Below are 26,656 nucleotides of genomic sequence, written 5' to 3' on the forward strand. Positions count from 1 at the left end.
AGTGAAGTATTGATATGAGGAATTGAAAATGAAGAATACATATTTTACGAGTTACTTTCCGCTTATTTCTATTATCCTTTTTAGTGTCTCTTTTGCGATTTTGACGGAATTGAATACATTAGAGCTACTTAAGCAAATTGGTATTTACCGTGGCATGCAGGAGTTTTTCTCCCCAACCTGGATTAATTTTGCGATTTTTTTTGTGTTTTTCCTGATTTATTTCATGATATTTGCCGCTTTAAAATTAATCTCGAATACATTGCTTGAACTTTCTCTTTTGTTTTTCACGAGGGACAGTAATGGAGAGAGTTTACCAAAAATCCGAGTAGGTTCCTTCTTCTATCTTTTTGGAGGTACGGTTTCACTTGCTTTTGTCCAGTCCTTTTATGGCATCGTCATTGTCCTGTTACTTGCAACTCTTGGATATTTTATTTTTTTCGTCTATAAAATTCAGGACACCTTAACTTTCGGTGGATTAATTGGATTAGTCTTTTTTCATACACTAAGCTGGTTCACGTTTTTTATGACGGTAACCTATGTATGTATACGGTTATACAACAGTATTATCGCTAGCTTACCAATCTAAAAAAGCGAGCCAATTATTGGCTCGCCTTCATAATATCCTTCCATATATAAATTTGCGGTTTGCTTGATTCCATATAGTAAATGCTTTTGTTTTGATCATGCCCAACCCATACACCAGCTGTGTATTTTTCGGTTAATCCGACAAACCATAGATCTTTTACATCATTTGTGGTTCCTGTTTTCCCACCAATATAATCACTTGAAAAATTCGCTTCTTTAGCTGTTCCAGATTTTACTACGTCCTCAAGTAATGACTTTACCTTTTGATTAGCTGAAGGACTCCAAACCGGTGAAGGTTGTTCCTTCCATTCATATAGGATCTTTCCTTGTAAATCAGTTACCCTCGTAATTCCACGAGCTTGAATAAATTCACCATTATTTGCAAATGTTGCAAATGCATTTGTCATTTCTAAAGGGGACATTCCGTATGTAAAACCGCCAATGGCCGCGGGTAAATGGTGGTCTTCTTTTACCACCTTCGAAAAGTTAAGTTTATCTAAATACTTGAAACCATTCTCAACCCCAACCTTTTCAAACAGTCGAACGGCAGGGGTATTATAGGAATACTTGAAAGCCGTTTGTAAACTAACATTTCCATACTGGCCACCGCCATAATTTCGCGGGCAATATCCGTTCTTGCAATAATTGTTTGCATTAATAGTCTGTGAGATAGAGGAACCGGTTTGATCAAGATAAGGTGCATAAACAAGCAATGGTTTAATCGCTGAGCCAGGTTGACGGAATGCTTGGTATGCACGGTGAAAGGAAAACTTTTCGTAATTTTTCCCTCCAACAATGGCGACAAGTTGATTCCTGCCATGTTCGATAACTGCAGCAGCACCTTGAACGTTTGCGTTTGGTAAATATCGTTTTACGGAATGGATAGCGGCTTCCTGTATTGTAGGATTCAATGCTGTTTCGATGATGATCCCAGATTTAAGAATTTCTGCTACCTTAGTATCTAATTCTTTCTGCAGTTTTTCTTTTTCAGTAATTGAAGATATTGAATTTATTTTTTGATTAAATCCTTCTTTTTCAGCAATTAATTCCTCAAACTCTTGATAAATATAGGTTGTATAATCAGGATACCGGTCGATCATGTTCTCCTTTTTTGTAAGTTCGAGTGGTTCATGTATGGCTTTTTCATATTCCTCTTTTGTGATTTTGCCTGCATCGACTAAGTTAAGTAAAATTCGCTCTTGTCTTTCTTTTGTATTTGAAAAATGCGTAACTGGATTATAAAGTGAGGGATTATTTGGTATGGCACATAAAAAGGCAATTTTCGCAAGTGAAACATCTTTGATGGATTGATTAAAATAAAGCTGAGAAGCAGTTTCAATCCCATATGCCCCATTTTGAAAATATATTGCATTTATGTACAATGTTATTATTTCTTCTTTAGAAAGGTTCCGCTCAAGTTGGTACGAATACAAAAGCTCACTTAACTTTCGGTTATAGGTTTTTTCGTTGGTTAAATAGAGATTTCTTGCTAGCTGCTGCGTAAGTGTACTTCCACCTTGGTCAATAGAATCATTTTGTAAGTTAACAAGAGCAGCCCTGCTTATTCCGGATATATCAAAGCCTAAATGCTCATAAAAATGCTGATCTTCAATAGTAATAAACAATTCCTTCACAATTTGCGGAATCTCGTCCTTAGTGAGAGTGAGCCGATTCTCACTATGGTGAATCTCTGAAATAACATTTCCTGTTCGATCAGTTATGTAACTTGTTTGCGGTAACACTACTTCATTAATTGGGATTTTTTCATCCAGCACAGCTGGAAAACTTTTTGCAACTTTTAATTCTCCAGTCAATTGAAATAGCACAAACAAAAACAATAGAAAAAGAAAAAAAGTGATAATGTATCCTGTTTGTCTTCTCATAAACTAACACTCTCTCAAAAAGTTATACTTTTATTATATATAATCAAATGCGCCTTGGCGTATTTGCGCCCGATTTTTTTCGAGCCGCTAGAAAAATTCCCTTAGAAAAATTGTTGCATCCACCGAAGGCTTACACCCACGGATAAAATTAAAACAGATGGCAATCGCCATCTGTTTAAGCAGCTTGTTGAGTTGATTTTTGAGAATGACGAACAACACTTAGCCATAAGATTATTGCACCGGTTAAAAAGAGACCACTTGTTACAAAAAAGACAGTAGAAATTCCGAAAAATCCACTAAGAATTCCACCAGAAATCGGACCGATAACATTTCCTAAAAACCGAAAACTTACATTATAGCCCTGAACTTCGCCTTGCATAGAAAGTGGTGCGACCTGACGGATATAAGCGGTCATGCAAGGAATGAGTCCTCCAACCGCCATACCAAATAAAAATCGGCAAACCACAAGCTGCCATAATTCGGTTACGAGTCCTTGCGGAATAAACATTATCGAGGACGCAAGCAAGAGGAATGTTAGGATTTTTTCATGACCAATGCGGTCACCGACTTTACCCCATTGTCTCGTGAATAATAAATTTCCAAAACCGGTCGCGGAAAATGCCATTCCAGCTAAAAACACAATATTACTACTGTCTGTTAAATGCGTGACATATAATGCAAGTAAGGGCTGAATACTAAAATTAGCGACCTGGATGAGTGTTGAGATAAGCATAATAGTTAGTAAAACAGGATGTCTGAGAATATGGATTAAAACCTCATTGCGTGTATACTTTTTTGCAGTAGTACTTGTTTCATTGGTCCGTACCTCTTTAATACCAATAGCAACGAGTCCGACTGCCCCTAAAATGACGATTGCAGTAAGGACAAAGGTATATTGGAAACCGACTGCATCTGCAAGCAATCCACCTAATAAAGGGCCGAATAATGCGCCTGACACATTTCCCATTTGAAGTGTTCCTAACGTTTTTCCGGCAATTTCTTTAGGAGTTTGTGCAGAAATGAGGGCAAGGGAGGTTGGAATAAAACCTGTCACAGCACCCATGAAGAGTCTTAAGAAAAATAATTGCTTTACAGAGTGCACATAGCCCATTAAAAAAATACTAATGGCAATACCAATGCCTGTAATGATAAGAATTTTTTTATAGCCATTTCGATCACCAAAACGTCCCCATATCGGTGAAATAAAAAAAGCCGTAACAAAGGTTGCTGCAAAAACTAATCCAGCCCACCGTTGTACAAAGCTATCTGAATAATCACCAAATGTTTCGATGTATAAAGAGAGAAATGGCATTATCATTGTAGCACTTGCAGCAACAAAGAAATTGGCAAACCACATAATCAAAAGATTTCGCTTTGCTGTTTGAATCGGAAACACCTTCTTAACTCGAATATTTCGACTTACTAAATATTATAGAATATTATTGTTACTTAATCAAATACGCCTTGCCGTATTTGCGCCTGATTTTTTAGGCCCACAGGATGTGGGTCACAAAGACGTTCCCACAGGAAGTGGCGTTCTTATTCTTTGATCTTAAGTTCGAAAATTTCCTCTGAAAAATCATGGCATCCGCCGGAGGCTATAATTATATTCAAACGGGCCCAAAGCCCGTTTGAATATAGTTAAGGAGAAATAGCATATATATTATAAATATATTCTGAAAAATGCAGTAAACCGTGCTATAATATTTAAAAGATGTTCGTCGGTTTTGTATTGTAAAGGTAGTATTTCATATTAATAGACTGATATGACAAAGGAGGTTAAGGAGTGGATAATCAGCATCAATACTTGTTTATTGATTTTGAATTTACTATGCCAGAGAAAAAAAACAACCCACAAGGATTTTACCCCGAGATTATTGAAGTTGGCCTTGTTTGCGTGAGAAACCAAAAAATAATCGAACAATACTCATCATATGTGAAACCAATAAAATTTCCTACATTAACAGAACGATGTAAATCCTTTTTAAACATTTCTCAAGAGCAAGTCGATCATGGTATCACGTTTCAGGAGTTGGTTAATAAGCTCGCAGGGTATGAAAATCATTCATCTAGCACCATCATCACATGGGGAAATATGGATATGAAGGTATTGCGCCATAATTCTCAACGGGCTGGAATTCCTTTTCCTTTTAAAGGAAAACAAAGGGACTTGTCCATGGAATATAAACGCTTTTTTGGGGACCAAAATCAGACAGGTCTTTGGAAGGCGGTTCAAGAGTACGGCAAAGAAGGGACAGGCAAACATCATTGTGCCCTCGATGACGCACTTACAACCTTTAATATATTCAAATTAGTCGAAAATGATAAACGCTATTTAGCCAGACCCGAGCCAACAACTATCGGCGATCGAGTGGATTTCTCGAAAGTATTAAATAAGTTTGCATTATAAAAAACCAATTCGCTAATCAAGTGAATTGGTTTTTATTTTTATCATTTGAAAGCACTGTCGAATTTTTACAATTGATTTGAAAAATAATCGCATCCCGTTAGGATATCCTAATTTCAAAAGGAGGGATGCGTTATGTTTATTGGCCATAAAATAGAAAATCCACAAACTGTATGTTTATATATAGATCCCCAGTTGGAGGAATTTTCAAGTGAAATTGGTATACCGGAACATGGAAAAAAGCTTCATCTAAACGAAAGCATTCGAATGTACCTCAAAGAAAAAGTCCCTACCCTAAATCCGAATATCGTAAAAGTCATGATGGGGACAATGGTAATCGCTACAATTACTTTAGTGGGAGGACACCATTCCTCTAAAGTAGAAGCAGCGAGCAATAACCAAGCAAGTACCCAAACAACACACACGGTTGCAAACGGTGAAACACTATATGGAATTGCAAAACAATACAATTTAACCGTGTCCCAGGTAAAACAATTGAACCATTTAACTGGTGATATGATCTACCCAGGACAAACACTTGTAATTAGTGAGGCCAAACCTCCACAAAAGACAGCAACGTATACGGTAACCCGTGGAGACACACTTTACTCCATTGCTAATTCTTATAACATGAGTGTTGATCAAATAAAGCAATTAAATAATCTAACTTCAAACACCATCCATGTGGGACAAACCCTACAAGTAATCGGTACTGCACCTCAGACTACTCAAATACAAGGCAACACTTATACTGTGCAACCAGGGGATTCTTTGTATTCGATAGCCCAGCGAGCTAACACAACGGTTGACCAAATCATGAAAAATAATAACTTAACATCATCGATGCTATATGTGGGACAAAAATTACAACTAGGAACTACAGCGAAAGCCCCACAGCAAAATGTAGCAAGTGCTACATATACTGTAAAAGCAGGAGATACCTTGTATGGAATTTCTCGAACTTATAATATGAGTGTGACAGAGCTTAAAAGCATCAATAATCTGGCAACAGATACACTTTCAATTGGACAAGTTTTAAATGTGAGTGGGACTGCTCAAGCTGAACAAGGAACACAAAATCGTGAGCAGGTGCTTCAAGATTTAGTGAATGACTCTTATAACTTTGTAGGAATTCCGTACCTGTGGGGAGGAACGACAACAGCAGGATTTGATTGTTCTGGTTTCGTTTCTTTTATGCATGCACGGCATGGAATTGACATCCCAAGAACCACCTCAGCAGGCTATTATACGATGGGTTCGCCTGTCTCTAAATCAAATTTACAACAGGGAGACCTCGTGTTTTTTGCGGTCAATGATACAGGCCGAATCTCCCATGTTGGCTTTTATGTAGGGAATAACAAATTTATTTCCGCCACATCCTCAAAGGGAATAGACGTTGTATCGATGGATAATACGTATTGGTCCAAATACTATGTAGGAGCCAAGCGGGTTTACTAAAAAAGAAAAACCTACGGAACAACTTAATCCGTAGGTTTTCTATGTTTTCGGTCAATAATTGTGATTTATGGCCGATAAGCTAAAAATATGGCCGATAAAATAAATTTACGGCCAATAAATAAATTTGATGGTCATTAGCCCAAAATTCAACTGGAATGACTTATTTAAAATAATCTTTCTCCAACACGTTCATGTTTTCAAGACTGCGCAGTGCCCATTCGGTTCCTTCAGCTTCTAAATCATTTTTTGCTTTTTCCACTGCTTCCCTTAATGAGGATTTATATTCTGGAACGTCCTCTGTGTAATGACGTACCATCTTTTTTGGAACATTTGTCTGCTCGTTAAATGCAAGTGCTCTCCGTTCTTGAAAAAGTGGAACATGAACATCCTTCGGTGAATGTATGTCCCCTTGCATTGGATGCTTTAAGACAGCCTTTACCTTTACAAGATAATGCTCAGGCTTAATTGCTGTAATTTCTCCAATATATTTTCCAGTCTTATAAATTCCAGTTACAATGTCACCGACTTTAAATTCATCAGACATTTCAAATCACTCCTTCTGCATATTTATAACTCTATCCATTATAACCGACGTAATTCGAACAAGCATCTTATAACACGTCTTAGGTTTGTGTTATAATGTAAAAAGCTATCATTCTAGGTTGAAAGGTGTGTAGGAATGCTGCTTTTACCAGTATTAAACCTGTTTCTATATTTCCCTGAGGATAAAACAGAATATATTCCAGCTGCAATAACCACTGTTATTTGCTTAATTGTTGCGTTTATTGTGTTCCGTTTATTTATCAAGCATTCGAAAAAAGAACAAGCGAAAGCTGAGGAACTAGAGAAGCAATTAATAAAACATGACAAAAACAATCTCACGAAGTAATTTTAGGTGATTCTATGGAAAATCAACAGGCCAATTTACAAATTATGATTGTGCTGCAAGAATGGGATCCACTAGGTTATGGAGTCGGTTCCTATGAAACAGAAGCGGTGGATGTTTTACAGGCAGCCCATCAATTTGATAATCCAAGTAAATTAGCAAGAAAAATACAGTCTATTTTTGAATTCTCTTTTGAGGAAGTCATCCCGCTAAAAGAGTGTGAGAAAATGGCTGTGAAACTCTTAGCCATTTTAAATAATGCAACGTGCGAACTGTAAAAAAGATGGGGCAACCCATCTTTTTTGTTTATTAAATTTGTTTTGTACGGGTCATTGCTGATTTGGACGAGGAGGGATATTGGCTCTCTCGGTTTGTCCTTCATAGACGTGATGAAGAGGACTGGAGCGGAAACTTTTGTTACAAATCCCCTTCATGGACGTGATGAAGAGGAAATAATCTAATATTGACGCACCCAACCCTCTTCATAGATGTGATGAAGAGGACTCGGGTGCGAAAAGCCGCACCCAATCCCCTTCATAGACGCGATGAAGAGGAAATGAGTGGGAAAAGCCGCACCAAACCCCCTTCATAGACGCGATGAAGAGGAAACGAGTGGGGATTGCCGCGCTCAATCCCCTTCATAGACCTAATGAAGAGGAAATGAGTGGAAATAGCCGCACCCAATCCCCTTCATAGACGTGATGAAGAGGAAATGAGTGGGAATAGAGGTACCCAATCCCCTTCATAGATGTGATGAAGAGGAAATGAGTGGGAATAGAGGTACCCAATCCCCTTCATAGATGTGATGAAGAGGACTCGGGTGCGAATAGCCGCACCCAATCCCCTTCATAGACGCGATGAAGAGGAAATGAGTGGGAAAAGCCGCACCCAATCCCCTTCATAGACGTGATGAGGAGGAAATGAGTGGGAATAGAGGTACCCAATCCCCTTCATAGAGTGATGAAGAGGACTCGGGTGCGAATAGCCGCACCCAATCCCCTTCATAGACGCGATGAAGAGGAAATGAGTGGGAAAAGCCGCACCAACCCCCCTTCATAGACGTGATGAAAGGGGATTGGACCTAGAACAGCTAGATAAACTGTGAAATATATTCGGATACCTTCTCAGGACATTCTTCCGGAACCAAATGTCCTGTATTCTTAATGGCAACAAAACTAGAATTAGGCAGGTCCTGATGAAGCCTTTTTCCTACAGAAATTGGAACGACTCGATCTTTTTCTCCCCAAATTAATAAGACAGGATGCTTGATCTTTTTTAATTCCTCAGACGGTAAATCTCCCTCACGATGGCGAATCATTCGTGTTAATCCCATAAAAATTCGGTTATCCATAAAGGGCTCTGTATATCCATCAATCATTTCTTGGTCAATGAGCTCATGGTTATGCACGACATTACGTAAATTATGTAATACCCCTTGCTTAGCTAGCTTCCTTTTTACAATAAAATGAAAATAGGGAAGATAGGAAGAATAGATTAAAGACTTTGGCATTCGTTTCATATAGCCTGAACTGCACAACAGTATTAATTTATCTACTAAATCAGGTGCTTGCTTTGCAATGTATAGACATATTTGTCCACCCATCGAATGGCCAACTAAATTCACTTTTGAAAAATGAAAAGACCGAATCAAGTCACATACCACATACGCGATATTTGAATAGGAATATGTAAAGCTAGTCGATTTTTCACTTTTCCCAAAAGGGGGAAGGTCAATTGATAAGATGGTATACTCTTCCTCTAAAAAGGGAATCAGTCTTCGAAAGCTAAATGAGGATGATAAAAAACCGTGCAACATGACAAGAACGGGCTTCTTTTTATTATGTTGGTATAACTCATAATGAAGATTTACTCCTTTAATTTGTATCGTATCCATTGATAAACGTCCACATCCTACACTATTGATTTATCCCTATTTTTACCTAAGGGGATAGAAAAACTCATAAAATTTCGAATGAATATAAAATAATTCAATATACTATTCATTTATCTGATATAATAAATGACAAAAATTCATTTCAAATTACTAGGAGTGACCATTATGCAGTTACAGGAAAATGAAATTGAAATACTTGAGATAATTGAAAACAACGGACGACTTCCTGTGGAAACAATTGCAAAATTAGTTGGCAAAAGTGTTGATGAAGTCGATGGCATTATTCAAAAACTTGAAGATCAAAAGATTATTGTGGAGTATAACACAATCGTTGACTGGAAGAAAGTTGAAGGTCATGAAGGTGTAACAGCTATGATTGATGTCAAGGTAACCCCGAAAAAGGGTGTAGGCTTTGATGAAATTGCTAAACGCATCTATCATTTTAAAGAAGTAAAATCGGTTTATTTAATGTCTGGTGCATATGATTTATCTGTGGTAATTGAAGGTAAAACGATGTCGGAAGTTGGTTCTTTCGTATCTGAAAAGCTTTCAACACTTGATTCTGTTCTTTCGACTACAACACATTTTATTTTGAAAAAATACAAACATGATGGAACTATTTTTGATCAAGGTGAAGATGACAAACGGATTGTGGTGACACCATGACTTCTCAGTACCTTTCTAAAAAAGTTCAAGAATTACAACCTTCCGGAATCCGTCGATTCTTTGATTTAGCGGTAACGATGGAAGGTGTCATCTCGTTGGGTGTGGGTGAACCTGATTTTGTAACACCTTGGTCAATTCGGGAAGCAAGCATCCAATCTATCGAGTCAGGAATTACATCTTACACTGGAAATGCAGGACTTCTTGAACTACGACAGGAAATTTCAGCTTATTTACATAGGTCATTTGGGGTGAAATATACTCCTGAAAATGAGGTTATTGTGACGGTTGGCGGAAGCCAAGCAATTGATTTGGCATTGCGTGCAATTGTCGACCCAGGTGATGAAGTTATCATTGTAGAACCAACCTTTGTTGCGTACAGCCCAATCGTTTCGCTTGCAGGTGGAGTTCCAATCCCTGTACACACTAGACCTGAAAATGAATTTAAGCTACAGCCAGAAGAAATAGAAAAAGTAGTAACAGAACGTACAAAGGCCATTATTATTTGTTCTCCAAATAATCCAACAGGAACTATGTTGAAGAAGGAAGAACTTGAAGCAATTGCTAAAATTGTGGAAAAGCACGATCTACTTGTGATTTCAGATGAGATTTATGCTGAGCTTTCCTACGAAGGCAAATATACAAGTTTTTCAAGTATCCCTGGGATGTTTGAGCGCACAATCCTGGTATCTGGATTTTCAAAGGGTTTTGCTATGACTGGATGGCGCTTAGGTTATTCTGCTGCTCCAAGGGAAATTTCGGAAGCAATGTTGAAAATTCATCAATATACAATGATGTGTGCTTCGACTATGGCTCAGTACGGAGCAATCGAAGCACTTCGAAATGGACATTCAGATGTAGAATATATGAGAAAAAGCTATCGTCAGCGTAGAAACTTTTTTGTATCTTCGTTACAGGAAATTGGACTAACTTGTCATATGCCAGGCGGTGCTTTCTATGCATTTCCGTCTATAAAAGCAACAAGATTATCATCTGAGGAATTTGCGCATCGTTTACTAATGGAGGAAAGGGTAGCAGTTGTCCCTGGTAATGTATTCGGTGAAAGTGGTGAAGGGTTTATTCGCTGCTCATATGCATCCTCACTAGAGCAACTCCAAGAAGCAGTCAAACGAATGGGCCGATTCTTGAAAAACAACAATCTTTTATAAAAAACTGTATAAAAAAATGGACAAAACCAATTTTGGTTTTGTCCTACATACAAAAGGGGAATACTAGAAAGCCTTTGAAAGTAGTATCTCCAATAATCACCTATTTTAAACACCGCACAGATCCCGCTATTATCGAAATGATAAATATTACCTCTTTCATAATTTCATCTCGAAATGGTAACTCTAAAAGCGAAAAGGTTCTTTTTTTGAATAAATGGCCATTCTGTGTTATAATTATTTATTGCGTATATAAAAGGTATGTAAACTAAAGTTTTAGGAGTTGGGTAGCATGACAGAAAAATTCGAAGTAGGAAGTGTTGTTAAGGGTAAGATTACAGGAATTCAACCTTATGGAGCATTTGTTGCTTTAGACGAAAATACACAAGGTTTAGTTCATATTTCAGAAGTAACTCATGGTTTTGTTAAAGATATTAACGAACATGTTAAAGTTGGCGATGAAGTAAATGTAAAGATTTTATCTATTGATGAAGGAGCAGGAAAAATCGGTCTATCAATTCGTGCAACTGAGGAAGCACCAGAAAAGCCGGCACAAAGAACTGCTAAGCCAAAAAAACGTCCAGCACAAGCACAACCAGCAAATGCTGAAAGCCCTCAAGGTTTCAACACTTTAAAGGATAAGCTTGAAGAGTGGATTGAACAATCGAATTTTAACTAAGAACCAGAAAAAGAGGCATTCACTGAATAGCCTCTTTTTTTACATATATAAAGAAAAATAGAAGATAATGTTAAGAGCAAACTGCTTTACAACATGTTGTAACATTGCCATAATTTTTTACAGGAGGCGATAATTTTGGAAAACTTTACATATTACAACCCAACTAAGCTTATCTTTGGTAAAGGTCAGGTACAAGAACTTAAAACTGAAATACCCCAGTACGGAAAAAAAGTATTGCTTATATATGGTGGCGGTAGTATCAAGAGAAATGGTTTGTACGACCAAGTCATTGACCAATTAAATGAAATAGGGGCAGAGGTACACGAGTTTTCTGGAGTAGAACCCAATCCTCGTTTGTCTACAGTCAGAAAAGGAATCGAAATTTGCCGTAAGGAAGGCATTGAGTTTTTGCTCGCTGTGGGCGGTGGAAGTGTTATTGACTGTACAAAAGCAATTGCAGTGGGCGTAAAATATGATGGTGATGTATGGGATTTTATGTCTCGAAAAGCAGTGGCTACTGACGCTCTACCTTTAGGAACAGTTTTAACAATAGCTGCGACAGGTTCAGAAATGAATTCAGGATCTGTCATTACAAATTGGGAAACGAATGAAAAATATGGATGGGGAAGCGCTGCGGTGTTTCCAAAGTTTTCAATATTAGATCCAGTTTATACATATTCACTGCCAAAGGATCAAACGGTGTATGGAATGGTGGATATGATGTCACATGTGTTGGAACATTATTTCCATCATGAACCTAACACATTAACCCAAGATAGATGGTGTGAGTCTATACTAAAGACGGTCATTGAAACGGCGCCAAAACTAATTAATGACTTAGAAAATTATGATTACAGAGCAACCATTATGCTTAATGGAACGCTTGCACTAAATAAAATGTTAAACATGGGATATAGTGGGGATTGGGCTACACATAATATTGAACATGCCGTATCCGCTGTTTATGATATTCCTCATGGTGGTGGACTTGCGATCCTATTCCCGAATTGGATGAAGCATGTTCTGGATGAAAATGTAGACCGTTTCAAGCAATTGGCGGTTCGTGTCTTTGAAGTCGATACTGAAGGAAAAACGGAACGTGAAGTAGCACTTGAAGGGATCGAAAAGCTAAGAGAATTTTGGAGCAGCATCGGTGCACCATCAAGATTGGCAGATTACGACATTGGTGAAGAAAACCTTGAACTAATGGCTGACAAAACAGTTGTATTCGGTGAATTTGGTCGCTTTAAACTATTAGGCAAACAAGATTCGCTTGAAATACTAAAAGCATCTCTATAATTGATCGTTATAAACTGTGAAAAAGGCTCATACTACATGTGTGAGCCTTTTAACTTTATTCACCCCCATGGCTATATAAAGTTAAAGCTATCGGCGGAAGCCACTATTTTTCGATGGGAGTTTTTTCTGTAATTAACTGGTGCTAAGCCCCCATGAAGGGCAACTACCAGTAAATGCCCGATTGGTTCAACTAACAAACGGCAGAATAATTTCTACTGATTGAAGCTTCACTGTATCTCGCAGTAAGTTCAAAGACTAAGAACACCACTGCTTGTGGCAACTTCTTTATGACCCACGTGGGCCTAAAAATCGGGCGCAAATATGCCAAGGAAGATTTGCTTTAATTATTTTTTCAATGGTTACGCTTACAGTAAGCCGGCGGTCTTGATTTAACAGAAAAGTTTGGTTACAGTGAAAAGAGGCATTGAAAATTAAAGGGTGGAGGTATTAATAATGACACATGTTCGTTTCGATTATTCAAAAGCATTAACTTTTTTTGGAGAACATGAAATTACATATCTACGTGATGCGGTTAAGGTCGCACACCATTCTATACATGAAAAAACAGGCGCAGGTAGTGATTTCTTAGGATGGGTAGACCTTCCTTCCGAATATGACAAAGAAGAATTTTCACGCATTCAAAAAAGTGCTGAAAAAATCAAATCAGATTCTGACATTTTACTAGTAATTGGTATCGGTGGTTCTTATCTTGGTGCTAAAGCAGCTATTGATTGGTTAAACCACTCCTTCTATAATTCCCTAACAAAGGAACAGCGTAAAACCCCACAAATCGTATTTGTAGGGAACAATATCAGTTCTACATATATGAAAGACCTTATGGACTTACTTGAAGGTAAGGATTATTCAATTAACGTCATTTCTAAATCTGGAACAACAACTGAACCAGCACTAGCCTTCCGTATCTTCCGTAAAATGTTAATTGAAAAATACGGAAAAGAAGAAGCACGTGGCCGTATCTTTGCAACAACTGACAAAGCACGTGGCGCATTAAAAACTTTAGCAACTGAAGAAGGCTATGAATCCTTCGTTATTCCTGATGATGTTGGTGGCCGTTACTCTGTTTTAACAGCTGTTGGACTACTTCCGATTGCCGTAAGTGGTGCAAATATTGAAGAAATGATGAAGGGTGCACAAGCAGCAAGTGTTGATTTCTCTAAATCAGAGCTTGAAGAAAACGCTGCTTACCAATATGCTGCGGTTCGTAATGCACTATACAACAAAGGCAAAACAATTGAAATGCTAATCAACTATGAACCAGGTCTTCAATATTTCTCTGAATGGTGGAAGCAATTGTTTGGCGAAAGTGAAGGGAAAGACCAAAAAGGAATTTACCCATCATCAGCAAACTTCTCAACAGACCTCCATTCACTTGGACAATATGTTCAAGAAGGACGACGTGATTTATTTGAAACAGTCATTAATATCGAGAAATCCCGTCATGAATTAATTGTTGAAGCTGAAGACAATGATTTAGATGGATTAAATTATTTAGCTGGAAAATCAGTGGATTTTGTTAATAAAAAAGCATTCGAAGGTACAATGCTTGCTCATACAGACGGAGGCGTACCAAATCTAATTGTCCATGTACCAGAAATGGACGAGTATTCATTTGGATACCTTGTGTACTTCTTTGAAAAAGCATGCGCGATGAGTGGATACCTCTTAGGTGTAAATCCATTCGACCAACCTGGTGTAGAAGCATATAAAGTAAATATGTTTGCACTATTAGGTAAGCCTGGCTATGAAGAGAAGAAGGCTGAACTAGAAAAACGCTTATAAGCTGAATCATTGTAAAAGGGATTCCCGAATGGAGAATCCCTTTTAACTTTTTATAATTAGAATGTGATCATTTTTTCGTATTTCAAGTGAAAGAGGAGGATTAATTGTTATTTCTTCGCCTCGCTTAATTCCGATTAATATTTTTCCTTCCTTTAATAAAGTTTCACTCGCTTTTTGAAAAGTCAGTCCCACTAAATCAAAAGTAGTTTCCAAAAACTGAAGTTTAACACCTTTTAAATCAACCAACATGGACAGTAATGCATCAGACACTCCATGTGAAAAAATACTATTGACCATCACCAAACTTGAAAGCCGGTTTGTTTGGATAATTTCATCAGCACCACCACGCTTTGCATTTTGAATCTGATGAGTGGTTAATATTTCTACAATTGTATAAACCGTTGGATTCAACCCTTTTATCGCGAGTAGTGTCAGGATGGTTAGCATATCAGCATGTACTTCATCCTTGCCTTGGTCGGCAGTAACTAAGACCATATCTGCATTCTGAACATTTGCTTGTTTTAATGTTTCATCACGAGTCGGATCCCCTTTAATAAAATGAAAATGATTGCCAGGCATCGGGTTCTTTTCTAAGGAATCATCAATTAACAAAATTTCAGTTGCTGAACCTGGAGCTTTAAGAAACGAAATGGTTTCCCTTACACGTTCATTCCATCCAATGATAATTATGTGTTTTTTTCCGTGGAATCCTGACGTGCCTTCAAGGTATGCATTTTGGGTAACGAAGGTTGCAGTTGAAATTGCAGCGAAATACCGGGTTACAATGCCAGCACCGATAAAGATAAGAAACATCCCCACAATTCTTCCTATTAATGAAGTTGGAGTATAGTCACCGTACCCTACTGTTGCAGCGGTGACAATCGACCACCAAACCCCATCGAAAACGGTTGGAAAGTTTTCGGGCTCAATTAAGTGAATAATGGAGCCAAAGATGATGATGACTAATAAAACAATCCCAACGAGCTTGGCTATCAAAAAGCGCTTAAAAAAGGAAGCTAAGATACTTGTTAACAAACACTCCACTCCTTTTTACATCTATTTTTTTTCCTCTTTTGGTAGAAAGGCAAAGATCTCTTTTATAATTGTATTAATCCTACGAGTAATCTCCTCTTCTCCAAAGGTTTCCTTCGCTTTTTCAATGGCTTCAATAACTTCTTGATCAAATTCAATCAGGGGCTTGTCTTCTTCTGCCTCATTGTATAACTGAATGACAACATCTATGCCTTCATTTAACCGATCAATCGAATCACTAAGTGTCTTCTTCTCATTTTCATTAAGCTTCATACGTTTACTCCTATCCTTGGTCCTTTCCTATATAGTGTGTTCAAAAACTTGCTATCTTTGCATAAATTTCCTAGAAATTCGGAAACTATTGGAGGGAAGAAAATATTAATTTGGAGTGAGTAGAATGGATATTCGTAGAGCAAAGCAAATCTTATCTTCATCAAATGAAGTAACCGTTCATTATCAAGGTACTTCAGTATGGATTGATAGCTGTGATGAGCAGGGGAATATGTGCACAGTACACCTAAGAGGTAGGGAGCATGAAAAAAATATTGTCCCAGTAGCTGAATTAGAGGAAATGTAAGTACATAAGTCTTTTGAGCCGGTTGAGTTTAGTTGGTGTAACCTGGTGTTACTCTGTCTGAATCATCCGGGCATAGTGTCTTGATTTAGAGGTAACTGGTGCTCAGAGTAAATGAGCCTAGAATTCTTACATAGAGTACAAATTACATGTTAAGGCTGTCAGAAAACCCTTGTATTCGGACTCACCGTAGGGTTTTCAGGTTACTGAGTCCGAATTCTCCTGTCATTCCGACACAAGGAAGTATTTTATAGTTCACAGAGTCCGAATCACCAGGGCCTTCAGACACCAAGTAGAAATTCTAGGTTCACAGAGTCAGAATCAACACAAAGCTCCAGTTTTCGCCGGGGAACTTCCAGGTTCCCTACATAAAAAATTAAAGAACAAAACAAAAGCTCCCATTTTACTCAAAGGGGAGCTTTTTTTAATCCCAAAATCCACTAATGAATTTTGCGAAAATATCCGAACTAAAATAAAAGAATGAGCAAAGAAAAAAAGCAATCACTAGACCAGTTAATATCCAACTAAGGGTCTCCTTCTTCACACAATCACCTCTTTTATATACTATTTGCATAATGGAATCTTTCATACAACCCAAAAAACCTCTAGGACACCCTAGAGGTTCTTTGTATATATAAATGATAGGGGAAATGAAGTAAAAAATGCCTCTAATTATGAGAGAGTAATTAGAGGCAAGAGAGAAATGAAAACTTCATTGAATTAGACGAACTGTTTTGTAAAAGGTTACAAACCCTATAAAAATTTTTTTTGATACTCATTCTTTTTCTTTTCCATGCATACATATAGGACAAGCGTAAAAAAAGAGGGGGATTTGATATGGCTTATCCAGGATCAAAAGGTTGGTACGTGAAACAATTAAAAGAAAAAGGGATTTACCAGCATCCAGTTGAGCGAAAAAAACTAGAAACGTATAAAACATATATCTTACGAAAATTATATTTCGAATTAGTAGTTGATAAAGACAAATAAATAAATTTCTGTCTCAGAGAAAGTCCTAAAGGGGTGTTTTGAGATGCATTTCTTGAGATATAAAGAACGGCACTCAATGAAATAACAAGTAATAATATAATATGAACGTTTGTTAACATATTAGGACGTTCTCTTTTGAAAAAGGAATTGATAAAAACAGGTATAGAAGCAGTGTATTTCACTTCAGAAATAACACTGCTTTTTTGTGTTTATATAGAACTTTTATAATCAAATTAATTGAAGACTTATTGCACTAGCGAAATTGGATTTTTACCAGCAGCCTAGATTTAATGGTAAAGTGACGGAGTAGAACCGAATGATGAGGATATAAGAAATTTATATAAAATACGGTTCTGGTGAATTAACTTCTTTATTTTTACTGTAGAAATAAATGGCTTCGATTAAAAAAGCGTACAATGTTATTTACTTTTGGGTTATTGTTCGATAATTAATGTATGAAATATGAAATTTAGTAATAAAGAAGAATAAAAAAATAAGGAATCGTTAACATTAAGGTTAGGATTCAGGCAATAGCATAAGGCTACATCAGATTAATTAAAGTTTTGGCATAGATAGCTGAGACAAAATTAGTTCTACTTTTCATTGTTTGAAAGCGGTTTACTTCCTAAGATTAATATATAGGTATTATGATTTTGAAAGGAAGTGGGTCAAATGACTCAACAAGATAGAGGGATTAAAGTTGGCGTGCAGAAATTCGGTAACTTTTTAAGCTCCATGGTTATGCCGAATATTGGAGCATTTATAGCATGGGGGTTAATTACAGCTCTTTTTATTGAAGCAGGATGGTTTCCAAATGAGGAATTGGCTTCATTAGTGGACCCAATGGTAAAATATTTGTTACCATTATTAATCGGTTACACTGGCGGTAAACTTATTTATGACGCTCGCGGTGGTGTCGTTGGTGCGATTGCAACAATGGGTGTCATTGTTGGAGCAGAAATACCAATGTTCCTTGGAGCCATGATCATGGGTCCGATTGGTGGATGGGTCATCAAAAAGTTTGACTCGTTAATAGAAGGAAAAGTAAAAACTGGTTTTGAAATGTTAGTAAATAACTTTTCTTCCGGGATATTAGGTGGCATACTTGCTATTCTTTCATACTTGTTAGTAGGACCTGGAGTAAGTGTCCTTACGGGCTGGTTAGTGACTGGCGTAGAATGGATGTTAGGAGTAGGCGTTCTGCCATTAACAAGCATTTTAATTGAACCAGCAAAAATATTGTTCTTAAATAATGCAATAAATCATGGTGTTTTATCACCAATTGGGATAGAGCAGGTTAAACAAACTGGAGCATCGATCTTATTCCTGCTAGAAGCAAACCCTGGACCAGGTATCGGAGTTCTTTTAGCATATTGCTTCTTTGGAAGAGGAACAGCTAAGCAAACAGCGCCTGGTGCAAGTATCATCCATTTCTTTGGTGGGATTCATGAAATTTATTTCCCATATGTATTAATGAATCCTCTATTGTTTATTGCTGTTATACTAGGTGGAATAAGCGGAGTATTCACCTTATCTGTTCTTGGTGGTGGTTTAGTAGCTCCATCTTCACCTGGAAGTTTTCTAGCTATTCTTGCTGTAACGCCTGCTGGTAACTATTTTGCTAATATTGCGGGTGTAGTAGTAGCAGCACTAGTTTCACTTCTCATTTCTTCAATCATATTAAAAACAAGTAAAACAAAAGAAGGAAGCATTGAAGATGCATCGCAAAAAATGCAAGAGATGAAAGGGAAGAAAAGTAGTGTAGCAAGTGCATTAAGTGCAGAAGACGTGAACGGAGATTTCACATCTAAAGATATTGACCATATCATTTTTGCATGTGATGCGGGTATGGGTTCAAGTGCTATGGGAGCTTCTCTTCTAAGGAAAAAAGTAAAAGAAGCTGGATTAAATATGAAGGTTACGAACACAGCTATAAGCAACCTTCCAAGTGATGCAAAACTTGTTATTACACAAGAGGAACTAACTCCACGTGCAAAACAAAAAGTACCAAATGCATATCATATTTCAGTTGATAACTTTTTATCGAGTCCCAAATATGATGAATTGATCCAACGTCTAAAAACAGAGGATGTTGTTGTTGAGGCCCCTAGTGATGAGAAGGTAGAAGATCAGTCACCATCAGGCAATCAAGATGTTTTAAGGAAAGAAAATATTTTCGTAAATCAACAATTTTCTTCTAAAGAAGAAGCCATTCGATTTGCAGGAAGGGTTTTAGCAGATGGTGGTTATGTAGATGAATCCTATATTGAAGCGATGATTGAAAGAGATAAAATAACAACTACCTATATGGGGAACGATGTAGCGATACCTCATGGTACAGATGAAGCAAAGAAGAGTGTTCGAAAATCAGGTGTTACCATCATTCAAGTTCCAGAGGGAATTGATTATGATGGACAAAAAGTTCGTTTAATCTTTGGAATTGCTGGAAAGGATGGCGGACACTTAGAAATACTGTCTGCAATTGCTATTACCTGTTCTGAGATGGAAAACGTTGAAAAAATGGCAACTGCAAAAACAGCGGATGAAATCCTAGATATTATAGGAGCTTCATTTGAAAATTAAGTTAAGCAAGAAAGATGCAACATGCATCTTTCTTCTTCCATTTTATGAAGAATCTCAATCATTTATCGAATAATTTTGATTGAAAAGAGTTGATGGACATGATGATGACAGCAAGAGAGAAGGCAATAGTTGACCTAATGGTAAAAAAAAGTGGAAATCATACGATCTCTTCCATTGCTGATTTTTTGCATGTCAGCACCAGAACCATTCAAAGAGATATTAAAAGCATAGAAAAGATTCTAAAGAAATTTGATTTATCGGTAGAAAATGATAACGGGTTATCGATAGTTGGAACCAATGAAAACTTTTATCGACTGATTCAAGAATTGAATAAGATTAAACCAATCGATTTTACAATAGAAGAAAGAAGATTACTTGCTTATATTAAACTATTAGATGCAGATGGCCCCATAAAACTAGCTCCATTAGCAAATGAGCTAGGCATTTCAATAACAACCTTGGGCACAGATATCGATGATTTGATGGAGTGGTTGAAAAACTACGATATTATCCTTAATCGTAAAAAAGGCGTAGGAATTGAAATCGACGGATTAGAAGAAGACAAAAGAAATGCCTTGGTTAGTTATTTACTCATTCATTTTAATAAAGAACTGATTGAAAGCATATTTTTACTTTCCAATGATAGGCTACAAAATGACAAAATCTTATTTTTTCTTAAAAAGGATTACTTAAAGACAACAGATAAAATTGTATATTCATACATAAATCAATCAGAAATAAAATTAGCGGATAGTGATTATATTGCGTTCATCATCTATATCTGTATTTCCTTGCAAAGAATTGAAAAGGGACATACTCTTTCTGAACGAAAACAAGATGTTGATCGAATAAAGAATTCTGAAGAATATTCACTTCTGATTAAGATATGTGGTGAATTATCAAATTTATTATCTATCGAGTTAAACGATCATGAAATTTCTAATTTTGTAACTGTTTTTAGAGGTTCAAAAATAGTAACAACTGAGAATACATACTATGATCAAATCCTCATTAGTCGCTCAGTTAAGAAATTGATTTATGATGTTTCTGAGCAATTGAATGTTGACTTATCTGCAGACTTTTCTTTGTTTCAAGGGCTTATGGCTCATATGGAACCAACAATTTATCGAATGACTAAAGGGTTAACTCATTTTAATCCTTTAACAGAAGAAATTAAGCAAAAGTATCCTCTTTTGTTTATGGCTGTACACACAAGTGTTAATAAGATTTTCACCCAGATTCCATTTTATGATGATGAAATTGCTTATATTGTCTTGCATTTCGGATCAGCTTTGGAATTAAAAAAAGAGGAAGTTCAGATCCATGCTTTAATCATATGTCCTACGGGAATTGGTACTTCAAAGATGCTGGCTAGTCGTATTAAAAAAGAGGTACCAGAGATTACTTCAACCGATATTATTTCATTAAAAGAAATGCATACTATGGATTGGAGTCAATATCAAATCATTGTCTCGACTGTCTTACTACCGCTACAAGAAAAATTTGACTATGTTTATGTAAATCCACTACTTTATGAAAAAGACATTGAGTCAATTCAAGCATATTTACGCACTCATGTTCAAAACATTACTAAACATTCTAGTTATCCAACGAAACAAAATGAGCAACAGAAGATAATTAAAAGTCCGACATCTCTTACTGCTTTAATGGATGAAGTAGATATTTGTCAAGATAGTATTCGTGCTATCTTTCGCAATTTTTCCATAAACAAGATGAAAAATGAGTCCTCCTATGATCTTCTTATCCAGAAGATGCTAGGATACGAAAAGCAAAGAGGAAGAATAACGAATAGTAAGGATGTCTTTCGTCAGCTTAAGCTACGTGAAGCAAAAGGAGGATTGGGGATTCCTCAAACAAGTATGGCTCTTTTTCACTGCCGACATGACAGTGTAAAAGAACTCATTTTTCAAATCGCACATTTGGATTCCCCATACAAGTTAGTAGGCATGGATGGTAAGGAAATGGAAGTATATACTATTCTTTTGCTTCTTGCTCCACAAACATTAAATGATGGTGAATTAGAAATTATAAGCATGGTAAGTACGACTATAGTTGAAAATAAAGAAAATATAATGATCTTTTCTTCTGCAAATGAAAAGATGATACGTATAAAGTTAGAAGAAACATTTTTAAACTTCTTACAGCTTAAATTTGGAAGGGAATGAATTTTTGTGAAAAAAGTAGTACATTTTGGCGCTGGAAATATCGGTAGAGGTTTTATTGGGGCATTGTTTTCACAAGCAGGTTATCACGTAACGTTTGTTGACATAGCAGATGTGATTATCAACCAATTAAATAAAGATGGAAAATACAAAGTCATAACAGCAGAAGATGTTCCTCAAGTGACAGAAATTAACCATGTTTCGGGATTAAACAATATGAAACAAGAAGAAGAGGTAATCAAGGTAATAGGAGAAGCAACCTATATCACAACTGCAATTGGTCCAAATATTTTACCTCATATTGCTCCCTTAATTGCAAAGGGCTTGAAAACTCGGATTGAAAATACAGACGAAAAAGTCTATGTAATTGCTTGCGAAAATCAAATCTCAGCAACAGAGCTATTAAAAGGTTATATCCAAAAAGGATTTAGCCAGGATGAAATCGCAAAAATGACAGATAAAGTATATTATTTTAATTCAGCAGTAGATCGGATTGTACCAATACAAGATAATAAGAATTCTCTAGATGTTTTAGTAGAGCCCTATTTTGAATGGATTGTTGAAACAACCTTGGATATTCCAAAGGTTGAAGGAATGACCAAAGTTACAGATCTAGCACCTTTTATTGAAAGAAAATTATTTACTGTAAATACTGGACATGCCGTAACTGCTTATTTTGGTTACTTGGCAGATAAAGAAACCATTGATCAAACACTGAATGACCCAACTATCTATGAGAAAGTTAAATCAACCATTGAAGAAACAGGATCATACTTAATAGAACGTTATCAATTACATGAAGCAGAGCATCAAAAGTATATTGAGAAAATATTAGGACGTTTCCAGAATAAACATTTACATGATGATGTGACGCGCGTTGGTCGCTCTCCTCTCCGTAAGCTAGGACCAAATGACAGGTTAATAAAACCGATGGTAGAAGCCCAAAAGCTTGGATTGTCTTACCGAAACCTTGCTAGTGCAGCGGCAGCCTGTCTGTTATTTGACGTTAAGGATGATCCTGAGTCAGTTGAATTACAAAAAATGATTCAAGACCAAGGTGTCACATTTGTATTAAAAGACATATGCAAGTTAGACGAGACAAATGAGATCGCACAAGTAATCATTGAGAAATACGAAGAATTTAAAGTACAATATAGTAAATAATAAGATAAGACTCATCCGATAGGATTGAGTCTTTTTTTAAAAGCAATAAGAGAATCCAAAAAATATACCACTTATCTATTTAAACACTCAAAACTACATAACATTGAAATGGTGCTGATTAGTTATTAATAATTAAACCTGCATGCCATTACTTCCGGGACTTAATAGAAACTGATTAAAACAAGAACGAAAAAGGCACCGAATTCAGTGCCTTTTATTTCTAAACTGTATATAAGAAGGTCGCTTCCACCCTAGCAGTAATTGTCAATTCCCCAGCCTGTATCGGTGTAGCAGCCTCACTTTTGGCAAACATTGCAGTTTGATACGGAATAGGTGGGCTTTGCTGTGAAAGCTCCTTAATTTGAAGGGGAACCTCTTGAAGTGCAACTCCTAGTTTTTTGGCGATTGTCCTTGCCGTATCTTGTGCATCTTGAACGGCATTCTGTAGTGCCCGTTCATAATAAATGCGTGGATTGCGTACTGTGAAATTAATATTCGTCACCGTATTGGCTCCGTTCTGAACGGCTGTATCCACAACGGTACCCACAGTTTGGATGTCCACATCGGATATTTGTAACATATGAGTGACTCGGTAGCCCCTTAAGGTCTGTTTAGAGTTTTCATAGTCATATATGATGTCGATTCGAAAATCTACTGTTTTAATATGTTCATTTGGTATCCCTAGTGCTAATATAGAATCTATGATCTTTTTTGTTAGTTGGTTATTTTCATTTTGTGCTTCAGTAACTGTGTTACTTTCTGTGATGACACCCAATGTGATGGTGGCGATATTCGGCGCAGTTGTAACAATTCCCTCACCATTCACTTTCATTCTATGTGTATTCGTACTATTGTTCCTTTTAGGTTGTGAACGCATCATCCACGGTTCATAATAATACATAGAAGAGCTCCTTCCCAAAATGATCTTTTTGGTATTGTATTACTTCGAGAACCTTTCTGTGTGCATTCAAAAAAATAAAGCCCACGAATTCGTGATTAGCCTGCCATTCTTTTTCTATACAATGGTCCAAAAATGACATGTAAACAAATATCCCCTGTAAAGTGAGCAATCATCGCGATTTCAATTCCAAACTTCCAATATAAATACCCAAACAAAATTCCAGGTATGGCATTAAGTAAAACTGTACGGATGATCACGATTTTTGATTTGCCGAAAACTCCAAAAGCAGCTGGTAAATGTCCTACGCCAAATAAAACGGCAGCAAAGATGATTCCAATCCAATATGAAAGATCTCCAAGCCCTAAGAAGCTTGATGCATAAACCGCTGCGGTCATCAAGAATAAGCGGGTTAAAACCTCCTCTGAGATTCCACCATAGAAAGAAGCCAAAAACGATTGAAATCTTGAAGGTTCATCCATTTGAACATTAGGTATCTTTTTCATGAAAAGAATATCCAAACCGATGATAATAATGGATGCAACAAATCCAATCACAATACTCAGTAGAATGGCCCCTGAAATGGAGTATGGAATAGCGCTCCCAACTAACCAGGAATCAATTAGCCACCAATGTAAGTCAACTTTCGGAGCGAGCCATGTTCCAATAAATGCGGATACTCCTAATAATACAACGCTTTGAATGATACTCATAAAAACAAGTACGGGAGTAGGAGGAATTTTTTTAGTGGGATTCTTTTTTGCATCCTCCTCAATTTTTCCTTTTAACATATTAAACTGATAGGGCATAACCACGATTGCCCCAATTGATGCAGCTATCCAAAATATAAAAAACTCTGTCATAATGAGCCCCCTCATTCGTTATCGTTATCATTTATTTTCCGTAGATAATACGAATGAAGTGATGAGAAAGTTCATTATTATTTTTTTAACTCAACAAAAAAAGGTACCCTTTCAGGCACCTTAATCATACTTGATCTTCTTTAACATTATTCATAATGGATACAATATTCTTTACCCAATGATTATTTAGGCCAGTGGCGTCATTCGCTGCTTGATTTGGAGCATAGATTGTTTGGATTTCACCAATTGTTTCATTTCCATTCTCTACATAGTATTTCTTTAAATAGATTGCTTTAAAATGGATACTATCTTCAATAGAAAGAAACTTTTGCCATTCTGTTCCACCTTCGACTAGTTCCTGGCAACCAGGGTTTGGATAATCTTCACCAAAAACATCAGCGTAAATATCGGGCATACATGTTATGCCTCCAATATTATTCCAAGGTGAGGTTGAAATATCAGAATTGCCCCAACCGGTTTCCTGAGCAGCTAATGCTGCTAAAAATACAGGATCAATTTCGTGCTCTTCACCGGACTTTACAAAGTTTGGTCCTAAACCCTTTAAATTTCCCTTTAAATGCTTGTCCAATTCTAAACCAGTAATGGTATTTTCCTGTTCTATATTATAATTTTTTGAAGCCATTTGCACAGGCTTGCTTTCGCCTTGCGGTTTTTGATTATTTATTTTTTCTTTCTTTAATTCTTGTACTGGATTGATTGCTGGTGTGTCTTTCTTTTCAAGTGTTTCAGCATTTGAATGCTGCATGGTAGCGAAAATACTTGTACCTATAATGATTACAACACCAATTATATAAATAAGAGCTGGTTTTTTGAGTATAAGGTTTGAAATTTTCAAAGTATCCTACCTCCTTCATAAGACCTTTTTCCCACTTATGGAACTATCCTAACATAGTAAAATGACAGTTATGTTACAAAGAGGTTATAACAATCTTATAAAAAGATGACAGATGGTATAGGTTGTTTGCAAATATAGTACTAGTCTAGTATAATCAGAAATTGTATGTTCGTTGTCAAAAACGTAAACATTTCCCATTTTTATCAATAAAATGGAAGTAAATTGCTTTTAAGGCAAAAAATATACAATGAAAGGTGTTAGTCATGTATTTTCAAAGTTTGCTAATGAAAGAGGATCTGAACAAGAGCCCGTCAGAGGTCAAACAGGATTTAGAGGATTTACAGTTTCAGCTTTTTCGTATGCAAGATAACATTAAAGAAATCTCCAAAAAGCATCAAATCATCGGTATTGACCAAACAAAGGATGAGAAATGGGTAATTGTATCTGCCTTTGATGATGGAAATCGTTGCCAAATCATGGTGAATGATTGTGACACAGCCTATAGAGGTAACTGGGATTTCTCACTTCAGGCACAATACAAAGATGAAGATCATGCAATTCATATCGGTGATATCAAAGGACCTGCGAACCAGGGCTATGGTTCAATTTGCATGAATCATTTAAAGGAGATTGCGCGAGAACAAAACATCCCTGTTATTACAGGTGATATCGCAAAAAGAGACTGGGACCATGTTGATCGTCTGATCTATTTTTATGAAAAACACGATTTCGAAGTTGAAATCGATCCTACAACAAAATCGGGTGAAATTATTTGGAAAGATTAATTAAAAAG

At 36.6% G+C, this 26,656-nt stretch carries 25 protein-coding genes; 16 read left to right on the forward strand and 9 right to left on the reverse strand.

The window, feature by feature from the left end; all coding sequences use genetic code 11:
- Positions 1-28 precede the first annotated feature (28 nt).
- Positions 29-586, forward strand: a complete 558-nt coding sequence (locus AC6CHV_RS05765; protein WP_498078305.1) for a DUF5366 family protein — start codon at positions 29-31, stop codon at positions 584-586.
- A gap of 13 nt (positions 587-599) precedes the next feature.
- Here AC6CHV_RS05765 and AC6CHV_RS05770 read toward each other — a convergent pair whose 3' ends face one another.
- Both AC6CHV_RS05770 and AC6CHV_RS05775 read right to left on the reverse strand, forming a co-directional pair.
- The gene (locus AC6CHV_RS05770; protein ID WP_498078306.1) at positions 600-2,468 is read right to left on the reverse strand and encodes a transglycosylase domain-containing protein; all 1,869 of its coding nucleotides are present in this window, start codon (positions 2,466-2,468) and stop codon (positions 600-602) included.
- 175 nt (positions 2,469-2,643) lie between these two features.
- Positions 2,644-3,825, reverse strand: a complete 1,182-nt coding sequence (locus tag AC6CHV_RS05775; protein WP_498078316.1) for an MFS transporter — start codon at positions 3,823-3,825, stop codon at positions 2,644-2,646.
- Between the two features lie 429 nt (positions 3,826-4,254).
- Between AC6CHV_RS05775 and kapD the strand changes: the two genes are divergently transcribed.
- Complete coding sequence (kapD, locus tag AC6CHV_RS05780; protein WP_121446173.1) at positions 4,255-4,878, forward strand: 3'-5' exonuclease KapD; 624 nt, start codon at positions 4,255-4,257, stop codon at positions 4,876-4,878.
- Between the two features lie 132 nt (positions 4,879-5,010).
- Positions 5,011-6,333, forward strand: a complete 1,323-nt coding sequence (locus AC6CHV_RS05785; protein ID WP_498078307.1) for a LysM peptidoglycan-binding domain-containing protein — start codon at positions 5,011-5,013, stop codon at positions 6,331-6,333.
- Between the two features lie 160 nt (positions 6,334-6,493).
- Here the strand turns inward: AC6CHV_RS05785 and kapB are convergent, their stop codons facing one another.
- Positions 6,494-6,877, reverse strand: a complete 384-nt coding sequence (gene kapB, locus AC6CHV_RS05790) for a kinase-associated lipoprotein KapB (protein ID WP_341330534.1) — start codon at positions 6,875-6,877, stop codon at positions 6,494-6,496.
- A 135-nt stretch (positions 6,878-7,012) separates the two neighbouring features.
- Here kapB and AC6CHV_RS05795 point away from each other — a divergent pair, with 135 nt between their 5' ends.
- Together AC6CHV_RS05795 and AC6CHV_RS05800 are read left to right on the forward strand one after the other, a co-directional pair.
- Positions 7,013-7,222: a hypothetical protein gene (locus AC6CHV_RS05795; protein ID WP_341330535.1), complete on the forward strand. Its 210-nt coding sequence runs from the start codon at positions 7,013-7,015 to the stop codon at positions 7,220-7,222.
- 14 nt (positions 7,223-7,236) lie between these two features.
- Entirely contained in the window at positions 7,237-7,497 is a 261-nt protein-coding gene (locus AC6CHV_RS05800) for a DUF1871 family protein (RefSeq protein WP_121446170.1), read from the forward strand.
- Positions 7,498-8,309: 812 nt separating this feature from the next.
- Here the strand turns inward: AC6CHV_RS05800 and AC6CHV_RS05805 are convergent.
- Positions 8,310-9,113, reverse strand: coding sequence for an alpha/beta fold hydrolase (locus tag AC6CHV_RS05805; RefSeq protein ID WP_341330537.1), 804 nt, complete (start codon positions 9,111-9,113; stop codon positions 8,310-8,312).
- A gap of 165 nt (positions 9,114-9,278) precedes the next feature.
- On the opposite strand from AC6CHV_RS05805, the gene AC6CHV_RS05810 reads away from it, so the two are divergent.
- From AC6CHV_RS05810 to AC6CHV_RS05830, 5 genes are all read left to right on the forward strand, one after another.
- Positions 9,279-9,779 carry an Lrp/AsnC family transcriptional regulator gene (locus AC6CHV_RS05810; RefSeq protein WP_099361766.1) on the forward strand — a complete coding sequence of 167 codons (501 nt, stop codon included), beginning with the start codon at positions 9,279-9,281 and terminating at the stop codon, positions 9,777-9,779.
- Positions 9,776-10,945, forward strand: a complete 1,170-nt coding sequence (locus tag AC6CHV_RS05815; RefSeq protein WP_341330538.1) for an aminotransferase — start codon at positions 9,776-9,778, stop codon at positions 10,943-10,945. Before AC6CHV_RS05810 ends, AC6CHV_RS05815 begins: the two co-directional genes overlap by 4 nt.
- A 289-nt stretch (positions 10,946-11,234) precedes the next feature.
- Positions 11,235-11,621 (forward strand): S1 domain-containing post-transcriptional regulator GSP13, encoded by a 387-nt coding sequence (gene yugI, locus AC6CHV_RS05820; protein ID WP_121449589.1) that lies wholly within the window; start codon positions 11,235-11,237, stop codon positions 11,619-11,621.
- Positions 11,622-11,756: 135 nt separating this feature from the next.
- Entirely contained in the window at positions 11,757-12,920 is a 1,164-nt protein-coding gene (locus tag AC6CHV_RS05825) for an iron-containing alcohol dehydrogenase (RefSeq protein ID WP_341330539.1), read from the forward strand.
- Between the two features lie 453 nt (positions 12,921-13,373).
- Positions 13,374-14,720, forward strand: a complete 1,347-nt coding sequence (locus tag AC6CHV_RS05830; RefSeq protein ID WP_341330540.1) for a glucose-6-phosphate isomerase — start codon at positions 13,374-13,376, stop codon at positions 14,718-14,720.
- 42 nt (positions 14,721-14,762) lie between these two features.
- On the opposite strand, the gene AC6CHV_RS05835 is transcribed toward AC6CHV_RS05830, so the two are convergent.
- A complete protein-coding gene (locus AC6CHV_RS05835) occupies positions 14,763-15,755 on the reverse strand; it encodes a potassium channel family protein (RefSeq protein WP_341330541.1) in 993 nt (330 codons plus the stop codon).
- Between the two features lie 21 nt (positions 15,756-15,776).
- The gene (locus AC6CHV_RS05840; RefSeq protein WP_341330542.1) at positions 15,777-16,025 is read right to left on the reverse strand and encodes an atypical membrane-integrating protein (Mistic protein); all 249 of its coding nucleotides are present in this window, start codon (positions 16,023-16,025) and stop codon (positions 15,777-15,779) included.
- 124 nt (positions 16,026-16,149) lie between these two features.
- On the opposite strand from AC6CHV_RS05840, the gene AC6CHV_RS05845 reads away from it, so the two are divergent.
- The 5 genes from AC6CHV_RS05845 to AC6CHV_RS05865 all read left to right on the forward strand — a co-directional run bounded on the left by AC6CHV_RS05845 (position 16,150) and on the right by AC6CHV_RS05865 (position 23,246).
- On the forward strand, positions 16,150-16,329 hold the full coding sequence (locus AC6CHV_RS05845; RefSeq protein ID WP_121449594.1) for an H-type small acid-soluble spore protein: 180 nt from the start codon (positions 16,150-16,152) through the stop codon (positions 16,327-16,329).
- Between the two features lie 834 nt (positions 16,330-17,163).
- Entirely contained in the window at positions 17,164-17,316 is a 153-nt protein-coding gene (locus tag AC6CHV_RS05850) for a DUF2639 domain-containing protein (protein WP_121449595.1), read from the forward strand.
- Positions 17,317-17,988: 672 nt separating this feature from the next.
- Entirely contained in the window at positions 17,989-19,899 is a 1,911-nt protein-coding gene (locus AC6CHV_RS05855; RefSeq protein WP_341330543.1) for a PTS mannitol transporter subunit IICBA, read from the forward strand.
- A 98-nt stretch (positions 19,900-19,997) separates the two neighbouring features.
- Positions 19,998-22,085: a BglG family transcription antiterminator gene (locus tag AC6CHV_RS05860; protein ID WP_341330544.1), complete on the forward strand. Its 2,088-nt coding sequence runs from the start codon at positions 19,998-20,000 to the stop codon at positions 22,083-22,085.
- Positions 22,086-22,091: 6 nt separating this feature from the next.
- Positions 22,092-23,246 (forward strand): mannitol-1-phosphate 5-dehydrogenase, encoded by a 1,155-nt coding sequence (locus AC6CHV_RS05865; RefSeq protein ID WP_498078308.1) that lies wholly within the window; start codon positions 22,092-22,094, stop codon positions 23,244-23,246.
- Positions 23,247-23,466: 220 nt separating this feature from the next.
- On the opposite strand, the gene AC6CHV_RS05870 is transcribed toward AC6CHV_RS05865, so the two are convergent.
- From AC6CHV_RS05870 to AC6CHV_RS05880, 3 genes are all read right to left on the reverse strand, one after another.
- The gene (locus AC6CHV_RS05870) at positions 23,467-24,147 is read right to left on the reverse strand and encodes an SIMPL domain-containing protein (protein WP_341330546.1); all 681 of its coding nucleotides are present in this window, start codon (positions 24,145-24,147) and stop codon (positions 23,467-23,469) included.
- Between the two features lie 95 nt (positions 24,148-24,242).
- A complete protein-coding gene (locus tag AC6CHV_RS05875) occupies positions 24,243-25,007 on the reverse strand; it encodes a CPBP family intramembrane glutamic endopeptidase (protein ID WP_341330547.1) in 765 nt (254 codons plus the stop codon).
- A 124-nt stretch (positions 25,008-25,131) separates the two neighbouring features.
- Complete coding sequence (locus AC6CHV_RS05880) at positions 25,132-25,863, reverse strand: glucosaminidase domain-containing protein (RefSeq protein WP_341330548.1); 732 nt, start codon at positions 25,861-25,863, stop codon at positions 25,132-25,134.
- A gap of 263 nt (positions 25,864-26,126) precedes the next feature.
- Here AC6CHV_RS05880 and AC6CHV_RS05885 point away from each other — a divergent pair, with 263 nt between their 5' ends.
- Entirely contained in the window at positions 26,127-26,648 is a 522-nt protein-coding gene (locus AC6CHV_RS05885; protein WP_121449602.1) for an N-acetyltransferase, read from the forward strand.
- Positions 26,649-26,656: the final 8 nt, after the last annotated feature.

The sequence above is a fragment of the Ferdinandcohnia sp. GQ5 genome, assembly GCF_059759275.1.